The sequence below is a fragment of the Methyloceanibacter sp. genome (assembly GCF_050999895.1).
Taxonomy (GTDB): Bacteria; Pseudomonadota; Alphaproteobacteria; order Rhizobiales; family Methyloligellaceae; genus Methyloceanibacter.
The window spans coordinates 23029-35829 of the sequence record NZ_JBPCOU010000019.1 but is presented as its reverse complement, the minus strand read 5'-3'; the positions used below and the strand labels follow the sequence as shown (position 1 = coordinate 35829).

14 protein-coding genes, 4 tRNA genes and 1 pseudogene are annotated in these 12801 nt (G+C 61.0%); 11 read left to right on the top strand and 8 right to left on the bottom strand.

All coding sequences use genetic code 11. The features are described 5' to 3' along the window. Positions 1 to 52: 52 nt before the first annotated feature. Positions 53 to 127: transfer RNA gene (locus ACR2J1_RS01755), tRNA-Glu, on the top strand. Positions 128 to 147: 20 nt separating this feature from the next. Here the strand turns inward: ACR2J1_RS01755 and ACR2J1_RS01750 are convergent. Then, positions 148 to 570: a VOC family protein gene (locus tag ACR2J1_RS01750; RefSeq protein ID WP_434017651.1), complete on the bottom strand. Its 423-nt coding sequence runs from the start codon at positions 568 to 570 to the stop codon at positions 148 to 150. Between the two features lie 475 nt (positions 571 to 1045). Between ACR2J1_RS01750 and ACR2J1_RS01745 the strand changes: the two genes are divergently transcribed. From ACR2J1_RS01745 to ACR2J1_RS01720, 6 genes are all read left to right on the top strand, one after another. Beyond that, positions 1046 to 1618, top strand: a complete 573-nt coding sequence (locus ACR2J1_RS01745; protein WP_434017631.1) for a cold-shock protein — start codon at positions 1046 to 1048, stop codon at positions 1616 to 1618. Positions 1619 to 1623: 5 nt separating this feature from the next. Further along, complete coding sequence (locus ACR2J1_RS01740; RefSeq protein WP_434017630.1) at positions 1624 to 2103, top strand: DUF192 domain-containing protein; 480 nt, start codon at positions 1624 to 1626, stop codon at positions 2101 to 2103. A gap of 100 nt (positions 2104 to 2203) precedes the next feature. Continuing rightward, positions 2204 to 2280: transfer RNA gene (locus ACR2J1_RS01735), tRNA-Pro, on the top strand. 39 nt (positions 2281 to 2319) lie between these two features. Further along, positions 2320 to 2625, top strand: coding sequence for an ETC complex I subunit (locus ACR2J1_RS01730; protein ID WP_434017629.1), 306 nt, complete (start codon positions 2320 to 2322; stop codon positions 2623 to 2625). A gap of 49 nt (positions 2626 to 2674) precedes the next feature. Beyond that, positions 2675 to 2750 (top strand) — tRNA-Arg (locus ACR2J1_RS01725). A 44-nt stretch (positions 2751 to 2794) separates the two neighbouring features. After that, positions 2795 to 3655 carry an SMP-30/gluconolactonase/LRE family protein gene (locus ACR2J1_RS01720; RefSeq protein ID WP_434017628.1) on the top strand — a complete coding sequence of 287 codons (861 nt, stop codon included), beginning with the start codon at positions 2795 to 2797 and terminating at the stop codon, positions 3653 to 3655. Positions 3656 to 3691: 36 nt separating this feature from the next. On the opposite strand, the pseudogene ACR2J1_RS01715 reads toward ACR2J1_RS01720, so the two are convergent. From ACR2J1_RS01715 to ACR2J1_RS01685, 7 genes and pseudogenes are all read right to left on the bottom strand, one after another. Continuing rightward, a pseudogene (locus ACR2J1_RS01715) lies at positions 3692 to 4470 on the bottom strand (SDR family NAD(P)-dependent oxidoreductase); the annotation flags it as partial. Beyond that, positions 4470 to 5645 carry a cystathionine beta-lyase gene (metC, locus tag ACR2J1_RS01710; RefSeq protein WP_434017627.1) on the bottom strand — a complete coding sequence of 392 codons (1176 nt, stop codon included), beginning with the start codon at positions 5643 to 5645 and terminating at the stop codon, positions 4470 to 4472. The gene metC and the pseudogene ACR2J1_RS01715, both read right to left, overlap by 1 nt. 36 nt (positions 5646 to 5681) lie before the next feature. Beyond that, on the bottom strand, positions 5682 to 6536 hold the full coding sequence (gene sseA / locus ACR2J1_RS01705) for a 3-mercaptopyruvate sulfurtransferase (RefSeq protein WP_434017626.1): 855 nt from the start codon (positions 6534 to 6536) through the stop codon (positions 5682 to 5684). Positions 6537 to 6546: 10 nt separating this feature from the next. Beyond that, positions 6547 to 7581: a cysteine synthase A gene (locus tag ACR2J1_RS01700; protein ID WP_434017625.1), complete on the bottom strand. Its 1035-nt coding sequence runs from the start codon at positions 7579 to 7581 to the stop codon at positions 6547 to 6549. A 392-nt stretch (positions 7582 to 7973) separates the two neighbouring features. After that, positions 7974 to 8237, bottom strand: a complete 264-nt coding sequence (locus ACR2J1_RS01695; RefSeq protein ID WP_434017624.1) for a transposase — start codon at positions 8235 to 8237, stop codon at positions 7974 to 7976. Further along, positions 8209 to 8469: a hypothetical protein gene (locus ACR2J1_RS01690; RefSeq protein ID WP_434017623.1), complete on the bottom strand. Its 261-nt coding sequence runs from the start codon at positions 8467 to 8469 to the stop codon at positions 8209 to 8211. The genes ACR2J1_RS01695 and ACR2J1_RS01690 overlap by 29 nt, the downstream gene beginning before the upstream one ends. Before the next feature lie 26 nt (positions 8470 to 8495). Beyond that, entirely contained in the window at positions 8496 to 8615 is a 120-nt protein-coding gene (locus ACR2J1_RS01685) for an IS630 transposase-related protein (protein ID WP_434017622.1), read from the bottom strand. 161 nt (positions 8616 to 8776) lie between these two features. On the opposite strand from ACR2J1_RS01685, the gene ACR2J1_RS01680 reads away from it, so the two are divergent. The 4 genes from ACR2J1_RS01680 to clpX all read left to right on the top strand — a co-directional run bounded on the left by ACR2J1_RS01680 (position 8777) and on the right by clpX (position 12699). Then, positions 8777 to 8861, top strand: a tRNA-Leu gene (locus ACR2J1_RS01680). A gap of 73 nt (positions 8862 to 8934) precedes the next feature. Then, entirely contained in the window at positions 8935 to 10356 is a 1422-nt protein-coding gene (tig, locus tag ACR2J1_RS01675; RefSeq protein WP_434017621.1) for a trigger factor, read from the top strand. Between the two features lie 127 nt (positions 10357 to 10483). Continuing rightward, on the top strand, positions 10484 to 11134 hold the full coding sequence (gene clpP / locus ACR2J1_RS01670) for an ATP-dependent Clp endopeptidase proteolytic subunit ClpP (RefSeq protein WP_434017620.1): 651 nt from the start codon (positions 10484 to 10486) through the stop codon (positions 11132 to 11134). Positions 11135 to 11433: 299 nt separating this feature from the next. Then, positions 11434 to 12699: an ATP-dependent Clp protease ATP-binding subunit ClpX gene (gene clpX, locus ACR2J1_RS01665; protein ID WP_434017619.1), complete on the top strand. Its 1266-nt coding sequence runs from the start codon at positions 11434 to 11436 to the stop codon at positions 12697 to 12699. The last annotated feature ends 102 nt before the right edge of the window (positions 12700 to 12801 follow it).

Sequence of the window (12801 nt, the reverse complement as noted above, 5' to 3'; positions counted from 1 at the left end):
GCCGTTCTTGCCTGAACTTGGAAAGCTTTCTATATGACGAGGCGCGCGGCACGCCCCCTTCGTCTAATGGTCAGGACGTCAGGTTTTCAACCTGAAAACAGGGGTTCAATTCCCCTAGGGGGCGCCAATGCTCGTGCGGTCTGCGGGCTACCACTTGCCGGTATTGGGCATGGACGCCCACGGCTCCTGTTCCGGGAGCGGCTTTCCCTTCTGCAACAACTCGATAGAGATATTGTCCGGGGAGCGGATGAACGCCATGTAGCCGTCCCGCGGCGGCCGGTTGATGGTGACGCCCTTGTCCATCAGCCGCTGGCAGGCGGCATAGATGTCGTCCACCTCGAAGGCGAGGTGCCCGAAATTGCGTCCCTCGCCATAGGCTTCCGGGTCCCAATTATGGGTGAGCTCGACCTGCCCCTCGTCCTCGCTGCCAGGCGCGCCCAAGTAGATCAGCGTGAAGCGCCCCTGCTCGCTGTCCATGCGCCTCACTTCCTTCAGTCCAAGCTTATTGCAGTAGAAGTCGAGGGACTGATCGACGTCGGAGACGCGCACCATGGTATGCAGAAACTTCATCGTCATGACCTCCTCGCGCTTCATCCTGAAGGCGTCGAACCCTTAGCGTGATGGGCCACACTGTGGCAAGCGCGTCACCCAATGAGACATCTCTGCCTCTATCCGATGCAGATTGCAGTGCCATTGTTGCCCGGCGCCCACACGTTTACCCTTTGAGTGTTTCCCAGAGGGCGAAACAGGATTTTTGCTCGCTAGTAGAAACGTTTGCGCCATCGCCACACCTGCGCGCCGCGTGATTCCCGCAACTCCGCTTTTCTCTCGCGTGCGGTGCAAGTTATGTTGTTCGATCAGATGCTTGTTGTCGTCAATGCGCAGAGACGACGAACGCGCCGCGCGTGTGTGGAGAATGCGTTGCGCGCGGGAAATTTCCAGTGGCCGCTCATACTGGCGATGCTATGTTCGCACCGAATGTACACCAGCTGATTCGTGTGGGGCGTGGATGCGGCTGGGAGGAAGTGAAGCGGGGGAATGCGGCATGGGGGCGAAAGAACCGCCACTTTTAGAGGGCTTTACCCAGCACGACGAAGAAGCCACAGTTGACGTTTTTGAAATATCTGGGTCGATTAAGTGGTTCGACGCGTCCAAAGGTTATGGCTTTATTGTTCCGGACGAAAATCTTCCCGACATTTTGCTGCACGTAACCTGTCTTCGGCGCGACGGTTTTCAGACCGCCTACGAAGGTGCGCGCGTGATCTGCCAGGTTCTGCGCCGGCCGAAAGGCTTGCAAGCATTTCGCGTTCTAGAGATGGACGACTCGACGGCGGTGCATCCTTCGCAGCTTCCGCAGCGAACGCACGTCATCGTCGTCCCGGAGAGCGAGTGGGAAACGGCCGTCGTGAAATGGTTCAACCGCTTACGGGGGTTCGGCTTTCTGACCCGCGGTCTCGATACGTCGGACATCTTCGTCCACATGGAGACGCTGCGGCGCTGTGGCTTTGCGGAGCTGCGCCCGGGGCAGTCGCTTCTGGTCCGCTTCGGCAAGGGGCCGAAGGGGTTGATGGCGGCGGAGCTCAAGCCCGATGGAACGCAAGGTCCTTCCTCGCACTAAGATCGGTGGCGCGTAGCGCTGCCGGCAACCTTGGGGTCGCGGCCTACATGCTGGCCTTCGCCCTCTTTGCGCTGCCAAGCGTGGGCTTGGCGCTCAGCCGAAACACGCTCGTGCTCGAGACCGCATCGGGCGCGCATCGCTTCAATATTGAGGTCGCCACTACCGACGGCGAACGTGCGCTCGGCCTGATGTATCGGCGCTCGCTGCCCGACGACGGCGGTATGCTCTTTCTCTATGACCGCCCGCAACCGGCCGCGATGTGGATGCGGAACACGATCATCTCGCTCGACATGGTTTTCATTGACGCGACGGGCCGCGTGCACCGCATCGAAAGCAGCACCGAGCCCTTTTCCACGACCCCGATTCCCTCAGACGGCGATGTGGTTGGCGTGCTCGAGTTGAATGCCGGCAAGGCCGCCGCGATCGGGCTCAAGTCTGGCGACCGCGTGGTTTACCCAGGATTGGCGGAGAAGGGCTGGGAATAGGCCGACGCCCTCGTGTTCACCCTTCCGCCCTGGCTTGGCTTGCCGCGATACGGCGAACTCTGTATGTGCTGGTCTTGAATGGCCTTGGGCCAGCTTTTATCGGGGCATAGCGCAGCTTGGTAGCGCACCTGCTTTGGGAGCAGGGGGTCGCAAGTTCGAATCTTGCTGCCCCGACCATTACCACCGGCTCATAGGGCCAAGAACGAGGTCTGGTTTATGGTGGCTCGCATCTTCAAGCCTGCCAAGACCGCGATGCAGCAGGGCAGGGCTGCGTCGCGGGAGTGGGTGCTCGAGTTCGAGCCGGACGAGCCTCGGTCGATCGAGCCCCTCATGGGATGGACGAGCTCTGCCGACACCAAAACGCAAATCCACATGACCTTTGCGACCAAGGAGGAAGCGATCGCTTATGCCACCCGCCAGGGCATCGCGTTTCGTCTGATCGAGCCCCAGCCCGGCCGGGTGAGACCGAAATCCTACGCGGACAACTTCAAGTTCGGCCGGCTCGATCGTTGGACACATTAGTCGCTTATTTCCGTTACAATGGGCGTGAGCCCAAGCGGCGTCAAAGCATGGTCCCGTAGCTCAAGGGATAGAGCATCTGCCTTCTAAGCAGAGGGTTGAAGGTTCGAATCCTTCCGGGATCACCAGCCGCCACAAGCGCCACCATTGGCCAATCAAACTGAGGAACGCTATGCGCCGGCTTGCAGAACTTCTGTTGACCCTGATCTTCGCCACTGCCGCGGCGGCGGCGGCGCCCACGCTTCTGTGGGAGACGAAAGGCCTGGCGCTTCCTGAATCGGTTGTGCTCGATCCTGCGTCGGACGCCCTCTATGTCAGCAATATCGGGGGTGAGGTCATGCGAAAGGATGGCGATGGCTTCATCGCGAAACTGAAGCCCGACGGCACCATGATCGAGCGAGAATGGGTCAAGGGGCTCAACGGTCCGACGGGTCTCGCGCTGCACGGTGGCAAGCTTTACGTCGCCGATATTGATCAGCTCGTGGAGATCGATGTCGCGGGCTGGAAGATCGTCCAACGTTATCAAGCCAAAGATGCGACGTTCCTAAACGACGTGGCCGCCGGTCCAGACGGCAGCATCTATGTGGACGACATGCCGAATAACACGATCTGGCGCCTGAAGGACGGCACCTTCGGGCCCTGGTTGAAAGACGACGCGCTCAACGGTCCGAACGGCCTTGTCGTGCAGGGAGACAATTTGATCGTCGCACAGTTTGGAAAGCTGCCCGAGGAGGGACAAGAGGCGGTGAAGGGCGGACTGGTTTCGGTCTCCCTAAAGGACAAGAGCATAACGCCGTTCGCGAATGTTATGTCCACCGGCCATTGGGATGGTCTGGAGCCGCTTGAGCCCGGCGTGTATTTGGTGACCGACTGGGCTGAGGGTGCCCTTTACCGCATCGATACCAAAGGCAATGCGGAGCGGATCCTCGATACCAATCAGGGCAGCGCGGATCATCTCTACCTTCCCGAGACGAAGACCGTCATCATCCCCATGATGATCGATAATGCTCTCGCGGCTTACACCTTGAAGTAGAGCGAACCGGCGTGGTCTAGACGAGGCTCCTGACCAGCCGCCGTCGACACGGATGGCTGCGCCCGATGTCGCGGAGGCGCCTTCGCCGGCAAGATAGACGACGACATTGGCAACTTCCTCCGGCTCGGCGAAGCGCCTTATGAGCGAGGAGGGGCGCATTGTGCGCAGGAACTCCACCTCCACCTACGTGGTCTGAGAACCGTGGTCATTGGCCACCTTCTCCAGAAATTGGACCACGCCCTCCGAGCGCGTCGGTCCGGGAAGCACGGCGTTCACTGTCACCCCGGTGCCGGCGCGCTCTCTACTATGCCGCGCGAAAGCGCCAACTGCGCGGACTTGGTAAGGCCGTAATGAATCATCTCCGGCGGGATCTGCACGCCCGACTCGCTGGAGATGAAGACGATGCGTCCCCAATTGCGCTCCACCATCTGGGGCAGCAGCGCCCGCGAGAGACGCACGCCGCTCATGACGTTCGTCTCGAAAAAGCGGAGCCAGTCCTCGTCGGTGATTTCCAGAAAGGGCCGCGGCTCGAAGATGCCACATTGTTGGACGACCACGTCGATGCGTCCGCACGCCTCGACCAGCTGCTCGACGCCGTCGGCCGAGCTCAGATCCGCGACCATGCCGCTCGCGCGGCTCCCAATCTCGGAGTTGATACGCTGCACCGCATCGAAGACCTTCGCTTCGCTGCGTCCGTTGACGATGACCTCGGCCCGCTCCCGCGCCAGTCCACGGGCGATGGCAAAGCCGATGCCTGCGGTCGATCCCGTCACCAAGGCGCCGCCTCGAAGCTTGAGGTCCAGATCCGCTCCCATCAGCTCGCCGCGCTTAAACGCCCGAAGCCTGCTTCTAGATCGGCCCTCAAGTCACCGAAATCCTCCAACCCAACATGCAATCGCAGTGCCGGTCCCTCGGCCTGCCACGTGGTCGCCGTGCGGTAGGTGCGTGGATCGAAGGGCAGGATCAGACTCTCAAAGCCACCCCAGGAATAGCCCATGCCGAACAGGGAGAGGCCATCGAGCATGGCCGCGAGGGCCGGCTTCGACACGGGCTTCAACACGATGGCGAACAAGCCCGAAGCGCCGGTGAAGTCTCGCTTCCAAAGTGCGTGGCCGGGATCGGAGGGAAGCGCTGGGTAGATGACGCGCGCGACTTCCGGCCGTTTGCCAAGCCACTCGGCGACCTGCAACGCGGAGCGCTGATGCCGTTCCAGTCGCGCACTCAAACTGCGCAAGCCGCGCAGGCCGAGATAGGTGTCGTCCGGACCAGGGCAGAGCCCGAATTCGTCATGGGCCTCCGCGATCGGCGCCCATGTGGCTTCGCTCGTCGTGATGGCGCCGAGCATCGCATCGGCATGGCCGACAATATATTTCGTGGCCGCCTGAATCGAGATGTCGGCCCCGTGGGCGAAGGGCTTGAAGAAGAGAGGCGTCGCCCAGGTATTGTCGAGCACGACGAGGACATTGCGCGCATGCGCAGCGGCAACGATAGCCGGAATGTCCTGCACTTCGAACGTTTGCGAACCCGGCGACTCCGTGAAAACCACCCGCGTATTGTCCTCGATCAGCTGGGCGATGCTGGCACCGACGAGAGGATCGTAGTAGGTGGTGCGGATCCCCAAACGCTTCAGCACCTTGTCGCAGAAACGCCGCGTCGGCCGATACACGCTGTCGCTGACAAGCACGTGATCGCCCGCCGAGAGCAGCGCCAAGAGTGTGGTGGCGATCGCCGACAGGCCTGACGGCGTGAGGAGGGTCCGGTAACCGCCTTCAAGTTCCGCAAGGGCGTCCTGCAGGGCTTCAACCGTCGGCGTCCCGAGCCGACCATAGGTGAAAGGCTGCGCGCTCTCCTCCAGACATTTCACGGTCGGAAACAGAACGGTCGAGCCCCGATAGATCGGGGTGTTGACGAAACCGTGCTGCTGCGTGGGTTCCCGGCCGGCGTGAGCGAGCCGTGTATCCTGCTTCTGTCCGGAAGACCGCTTGCTCATAGACCTAGGCCTGAAGGGGAGGGAGCGAACTGCAAGCTAGCCCGTCTCGACGGGGAGGCTTTGATCGGCGCCCCACTCTGCCCAGGACCCGTCATAGACTGCTAAGCGACGGTGTCCAATTTCGGCAAGTGCCAAAGCAAGGATACTGGCCGTGATGCCGGAACCGCAGCTTGCGACGACCGGCTTGCTGAGATCCACTCCGGCCTCCTCAAATACGCGTTCGAGTTCTGGGGCCGGCTTGAGCGTGCCGTCCGTGTTGAGGAGCTGCTGAAAGGGAAGATTGTGCGCGCCGGGAATGTGGCCGGAGCGCAGGCCCGGCCGCGGCTCTTCCGCCTTGCCGGTGAACCGGTCTGGCGAACGCGCGTCGACGATCTCGGCCGACTTGTCCTTGAGCACCGCCTTCACATCGTCCACATCGCGGACCAGGTCGAGATTGCGCCGCGCGGTGAAGTGGCGCGTGCTCCGCGCTGTCGGCTCTCCGCTATCGAGAGGGCGGCCTTCACGTTTCCATTTCGGCAGACCGCCATTCAACACGCTCACGTCTTCGACACCCATCACGCGAAACGTCCACCAAACGCGCGCGGCGCTGAAAAGACCCTTGTTGTCGTAGATGACGATGCGCGAACCGTCGCCGATGCCCATGGCGCGCATGCGCGATGAGAACTTCTCCGGCGGCGGCAGCATGTGGGGAAGGGGGTTCTTCGTATCCGCGATCTCGTCGATGTCGAAGAAGAGGGCGCCGGGAATATGCTCCTCGAGATATTCCTCGCGCGCGTCCTTGCCTTCGCCGGGCAAATTCCAAGACGCATCGATGATGACAAAGTCGGGCGCGGAAAGCTCGCGTTCGAGCTCGTCGGTCTCAATCAGCCAGGTCTTCGACAAATCAGCCATCTCCTCGTAGCTAACCAAACGCATCCGGCGCGGCGATTTTTTTGTGGTCAAGCCAGTCCGGCACCGGCAATCCCTTCTCATGTAAGAATTTAGGGTTGAAGAGCCGGCTCTGGTAGCGGGTGCCGTAATCGCAGAGCACCGTAACAATGGTATGGCCCGGGCCCATATCCCTCGCCAGTCGTATGGCCCCGGCAACGTTGATGCCGGTGGACCCGCCAAGGCAGAGACCCTCTTCCTTAAGGAGGTCGAAGATGATCGGAAGCGCCTCCGCGTCTCGAATTTGATAGGCCTCGTCGATTTTGGCGCCTTCGAGATTGGCGGTAATGCGCCCCTGGCCGATGCCTTCGGTGATGGAGCTGCCCTCAGATTTAAGCTCGCCGTGCTTGTAATAATTATAGAGCGCCGCGCCCATCGGATCTGCGAGCCCGATCGTCACGCTCGGATTCCGCTCCTTAAGCCCGACGGACACGCCAGCGAGCGTTCCGCCGGTGCCCACGGCACAGATGAAGCCGTGGACCTTGCCATCGGTCTGCTCCCAAATCTCGGCGGCCGTGGTCTCGATATGGCCTTGGCGGTTGGCCGTGTTGTCGAACTGGTTCGCCCAAACAGCGCCGTTGGGCGCAGTCGCCGCGAGCTGCTCGGCAAGGCGTCCTGAATATTTCACGTAATTGTAGGGGTCCTTGTAAGGAACGGCAGGGACCTCGATCAGTTCAGCGCCCGCCAGCCTCAGCATGTCCTTCTTTTCATCGGATTGAGTCTCCGGGATGACGATGACGGTCTTGAGCCCGAGAGCATTGCCGACCAGGGCAAGCCCGATGCCAGTATTGCCGGCGGTGCCTTCGACCACGGTGCCGCCGGGCTGAAGTTTCCCGCTCTTGAGAGCGTCGCGAATGATGAACAGAGCGGCACGGTCCTTTACGGACTGCCCGGGATTCATGAACTCCGCCTTGCCGAGGATGGTGCAGCCGGTTGTCTCAGACGCACGTTTGAGTCTAATCAGCGGCGTGTTCCCGATCGCCTCGATGATGCCGTTCCGGATCTGCACGGGGAGCCTTTGGATTCGCGGGGCCTCTGCGGCAAACTAATGAGCAGGGTAGCTTGCCGCAAGCTGCGCTTATGGTGCGCGCAGAGCCCCTGCGAGCATCTTGTTCCAAAGAGGAGAGCCTCTGGGGCAGCCACGGTCCCTGTAGGGCATCCTGGCGCGCTTTGATGAGGTCGCAATGCTGTCGGAGGGCACCAATTTCGTCGCCCTTAAAAGCGCGCGCCACCGGATTCGCCTCAAGCTCGGCAACCCGAACGCAGTCGTTCATGGCGAGCTTTAGCTCTTCGAACGTCCGTTCGAGCGGCATGGTATCGAACTCGGCCTCCGAGGGCAGCGGCTGAAGCATTTGGATTCAGCGCCCCCCAAAGGCTAGAGCGGATTCAATTTAATTGCAGTCATATATAGGCGAGGAGCGCTCCTCCATGCATGGGCCCATCGAGGATCATTGGGGCCGTCAGGCCATCGAGACGGAGCCCGGCGGTGAAGGTCGTGGTCTTGCAATGACCATGGGGTATCGAGGCGCGGCAGCGCTCTCCCTTGCGTGCGCGCCCTCTCAGCCGCGCCATTCTGGTCGAGGCGCCGGTCTCGTCGATGAAGATGAGCCGTTCCGGATCGAGATCAAGCTGACCTTCAAACCACCTCCGGCGGGCGGCTTTCACATCCGCGCGCTGCTGCTCGCTGGCGTGCGCCGTCTTTTTTTGTGCGTGATCCCGCGCTTGTCGAAGAATACCAGATGGTGGCCGGGCAGGCCGTCAAACCACGTTCCTCCGCCAGCCGCGCGGCGATCTCCGCCAGCGAGATGTCCTTCACGTCTTCGACGAGGCCGAGGATGAAGTCCTCATGCGGATCGAGCTTGAAGCCCTCGCGCTGACCCTGACGGCCAGGCCGCACATCCCCTTCCGCTGCCAGAGCCGACGCTATGCCCCTGCCGTCGCGATGCCAATGGCAAACCGCCGCGCCGCCTCTCGGGTCGATAATCCACCCTCTATCGCATCAACAACCCGCCGCCGCAAATCAAGGCTGTAAGCCCGCGCCATCATCTCCCTCCCCGCGAATCTGCAATCCGAAAGGAGACAGAATCAGCATTCGCACGCCTTGGGAATCCCTTGCGACTCGGATTCAATCAAAACGGCTCTAGTGGCAATGGAATCCGCTGTGATATAGACCCCGAACCTTTAGGACGGGCCGGCCTTTACTTGCGGGCGTGGTGGAACTGGTAGACACGCCAGATTTAGGTTCTGGTGGCTTCGGCCGTGGGGGTTCAACTCCCTCCGCCCGCACCAATTTGAGGCATTGCCCTCTTCGTTACGAAGCCTGGGCGTCGCGCGGCGCCGACATCCGATGGATTGAGACAGCATGAATGTGACCGAAACGAATGCGGAAGGTTTGCGGCGGCAGCTGAAGGTGACCATCGGCGCGGAGGAGCTCGAGCAGCGCCTGTCCCAGCGCCTCGACGAGCTGAAAAGCCGCGTGCGGCTGAAGGGCTTCAGACCCGGCCATGTGCCCACAGACCATTTGCGCAGGGTCTACGGCCGCTCGGTGATGGCGGAGGTCGTGCAGCAGGCCGTCGCCGAGACGAGTCAGGAAGCAATCTCCCAACGGCAGGAGCAGCCGGCATTCCAGCCCAGGGTCGGGCTTCCCGAGGATGAGAGCGAGATCGATAGCATTTTCGACGGCAAGGGCGATCTTGCCTACACGCTCTCGTTCGAGGTCCTTCCGAAATTCGAGATCATGGACGTGAGCAAGGTCAATCTGGAACGGCCGGTAGCTTCAGTGGAAGACGCCGATATCGTAAGTTCCATGGAGCGCCTGGCAGCCACCAATCTCCAATACAAACCGAAAGACGGCGCGGCCGAGAACGGTGACCGCGTAACCATGGATTTTGTCGGCAAGCTTGCCGGCGAAGTCTTCGAAGGCGGCAGCGCAGAGGACGCGCAGGTTGTACTCGGCAACGCGAACTTCATCCCTGGTTTCGAGGAGGGGCTCCTCGGCGCCAAGGCCGGCGAGGAAAGCAGCATCGAGGCAACGTTTCCCGAGGCCTACCCCGAAGCGAGTCTCGCCGGGAAGAAGGCTACGTTCGAAGTGAAGATCAAAGAGGTTGCGAGCCCCCTGACGCCGACGATCGACGACGAGTTCGCCAAGGGGCTTGGCATCGAGTCTCTCGAGCAGCTGCGCACCGCGGTCAAGACGCGCCTGGAGCAAGACCGCGCGGCAGCATCGCGCCTCAAGCTCAAGCGCTCCCTGCTCGACGCGCTCAACGAGGGCCATACCTTCGAACTGCCGCCGACATTGGTCGACAACGAGTTCGAAGCGATCTGGCAGCAGGTTACCGGTGATCTGGAGCGCACCAAGCGAAGCTTCGCCAATGAAGGCACGACCGAGGAAAAGGCGCGCGAGGAATATCGGGACATCGCGGCGCGCCGCGTGCGGCTCGGGCTGGTGCTGTCGGAGATTGGCACGCGCAACAAGATCACCGTGACGGATGAGGAGGTGAGCCGCGCGCTGCTGGAGCGCGTCCGCCAATTCCCGGGGCAAGAACGCAAGGTCTACGACTACTATCGCAACAACCCGCAAATGCTGGCAGAAATCCGGGCGCCGCTGTTCGAGGACAAGGTGGTCGATTACCTCACAGAGCTAGCCAAGGTGACGGAAAAGCCTGTCACCGCTGAGGAGCTTTACGCCGACCCCGACAACGACCATGGGCATCATCACCACGATCATGGTCACGACCATTCCCATAATGATCACGGACATGACCATGACCAAAAGCACGGTTAGAAGACCGGCGGTTTACGCCGTTGGGCGCTGCCTCTTCCATTTCGGGACAGGACCCAATATGTAGTAGCGCTCATTAGGGATTCGCAGGAAAATCCCCCAAGCGCAGTTTCGCGCGTCAGGATAATTCATGAGAGATCCGGCAGAACTCTCCCTCAGCACCCTTGTTCCCATGGTGGTCGAGCAGACCAACCGCGGCGAACGGGCCTACGACATTTATTCGCGTCTCCTCAAGGAGCGCATCGTGTTCGTGACGGGCCCCATCGAGGATCACGTGGCGTCGTTGATCACGGCGCAGCTTCTGTTCTTGGAGGCTGAGAACCCGAAAAAGGAGATCTCGCTCTATATCAATTCGCCGGGTGGCGTCGTCACCTCGGGCATGGCCATTTACGATACCATGCAATTTATTCGCCCGCCGGTTGCGACGCTTTGCATCGGGCAGGCGGCGTCGATGGGCTCTTTGCTGCTCTGCGCCGGTGCAAAGGGCATGCGCTACGTGCTTCCCAACGCGCGCGTGCTTCTGCACCAGCCCTCCGGTGGCTTCCAGGGGCAGGCAAGTGACATCGAACGCCACGCCGAAGACATCATCAAAATGAAGCGGCGCCTCAACGATATCTATGTGAAACATACCGGCCAGGACTACGCGACCATCGATAAGACTCTTGACCGTGATTATTTCATGTCGGCGGAGGACGCGAAGGCATTCGGCCTGGTCGATGAGGTGATCACGAAGCGCTACACCATCGACGAGAAGATGGAAAAGTTGGCGCCCGTATCGTAGCGGGGCACCAATCGGAATGTGGCTCGGTTCGTGTTAGCCCCTAATCGAAGGGAGGCGGCGTAAGCGCCGATACCGCACTGATAGGCATGAAGCTGCATCGTGGTTGCTGGCAGCTGCCGGAAGGAACTTAGCGATTAATCAATCCTTGATCAGGGACGCAGTAGCATGCTGAGATTGCCGCGTCGGGCAACTTTTCGGCGGAGGAGGGGCCCAGCTTGCGAGGTGGAAACAACGGCTAAAGGTTGCGGGTGGAAATCCTCCCTCGCCGTATATATAGCCATTGAGGACTGGATGAGCGGATGAGCAAGGTGAGCGGAACAGATTCGAAGAACACCCTCTACTGCTCCTTCTGCGGGAAGAGCCAGCACGAGGTGCGCAAGCTCATTGCCGGGCCGACCGTGTTCATCTGCGATGAATGCGTCGAACTCTGCATGGATATCATCCGCGAGGAGAACAAGAGTTCTCTCGTGAAGTCGCGGGACGGCGTCCCGACCCCGATGGAGATTTGCGCCGTTCTCGACGATTACGTGATCGGCCAGGAATACGCCAAGCGCGTGCTCTCTGTGGCCGTCCACAACCACTACAAGCGGCTCAATCATTCGAGCAAGAACGCCGACGTCGAACTGGCGAAGTCGAACATCCTCTTGGTCGGCCCCACGGGCTGCGGCAAGACGCTGCTTGCCCAGACGCTGGCGCGCATCCTCGATGTGCCCTTCACCATGGCCGATGCCACCACTCTCACCGAGGCCGGCTATGTGGGCGAGGATGTCGAGAACATCATCCTGAAGCTGCTGCAGGCCGCCGATTACAATGTCGAGCGTGCCCAGCGCGGTATCGTCTATATCGACGAGGTCGATAAGATCAGCCGTAAATCCGACAACCCGTCCATCACGAGGGACGTGTCGGGCGAGGGCGTGCAGCAGGCGCTGCTGAAAATCATGGAAGGCACCGTGGCCTCGGTGCCACCGCAGGGCGGCCGCAAGCATCCCCAGCAGGAGTTCCTGCAGGTCGATACGACCAATATTCTGTTCGTCTGCGGCGGAGCCTTTGCGGGGCTGGAAAAGATCATTTCCGCCCGCGGCCGTTCCACGTCGATCGGCTTCGGCGCGAAAGTGGGTGCTGTCGACGATCGCCGCACCGGCGACATCCTCAAAGAGGTCGAACCTGAGGATCTCTTGAAGTTCGGCCTTATCCCGGAGTTCATCGGCCGCGTGCCGGTGATCGCGACCCTCGACGACCTCGACGAGGAGTCCTTGATGCGGATCCTGACCGAACCCAAGAATGCCTTGGTCCGGCAGTATCAAAGGCTGTTCGAGATGGAAGACGTGCAACTCAGCTTCGCCGAGGAATCATTGCGCACCATCTCCAAGAAGGCCATCGAGCGCAAAACCGGAGCCCGGGGCCTGCGGTCGATCATGGAGAGCATCCTGCTCGACACCATGTTCGAGCTTCCGAGCTTGCGCGGCGTGGAAGAGGTCGTCATCAGCTCCGAAGTGGTCGAGGGTAAAGCGAGGCCTTTGCGGATCTATTCCGACCGGCAGGAAGAGTTGGGGTCAAGCGCTTAAGTTGCCCCATTGCCGCTTGCCGGGCTGCGCGAATCCCGCTCACAATAGTGACATTATTGGGTGCGCCCTTGTACAGCACCGGCTTGACGGCGGCCCAGTGGG

What these genes read in the sequence shown, in the direction of transcription:
- ACR2J1_RS01745 (WP_434017631.1), top strand. Translation starts at nt 1,046, where the DNA reads ATGGGGGCGAAAGAACCGCCACTTTTAGAGGGCTTTACCCAGCACGAC.
- clpP (WP_434017620.1), top strand. Translation starts at nt 10,484, where the DNA reads ATGAGAGATCCGGCAGAACTCTCCCTCAGCACCCTTGTTCCCATGGTG.
- sseA (WP_434017626.1), bottom strand. Translation starts at nt 6,536, where the DNA reads ATGGCTGATTTGTCGAAGACCTGGCTGATTGAGACCGACGAGCTCGAA.
- ACR2J1_RS01720 (WP_434017628.1), top strand. Translation starts at nt 2,795, where the DNA reads ATGCGCCGGCTTGCAGAACTTCTGTTGACCCTGATCTTCGCCACTGCC.
- ACR2J1_RS01750 (WP_434017651.1), bottom strand. Translation starts at nt 570, where the DNA reads ATGAAGTTTCTGCATACCATGGTGCGCGTCTCCGACGTCGATCAGTCC.
- ACR2J1_RS01730 (WP_434017629.1), top strand. Translation starts at nt 2,320, where the DNA reads ATGGTGGCTCGCATCTTCAAGCCTGCCAAGACCGCGATGCAGCAGGGC.
- clpX (WP_434017619.1), top strand. Translation starts at nt 11,434, where the DNA reads ATGAGCAAGGTGAGCGGAACAGATTCGAAGAACACCCTCTACTGCTCC.
- metC (WP_434017627.1), bottom strand. Translation starts at nt 5,645, where the DNA reads ATGAGCAAGCGGTCTTCCGGACAGAAGCAGGATACACGGCTCGCTCAC.
- tig (WP_434017621.1), top strand. Translation starts at nt 8,935, where the DNA reads ATGAATGTGACCGAAACGAATGCGGAAGGTTTGCGGCGGCAGCTGAAG.
- ACR2J1_RS01685 (WP_434017622.1), bottom strand. Translation starts at nt 8,615, where the DNA reads ATGGCGCGGGCTTACAGCCTTGATTTGCGGCGGCGGGTTGTTGATGCG.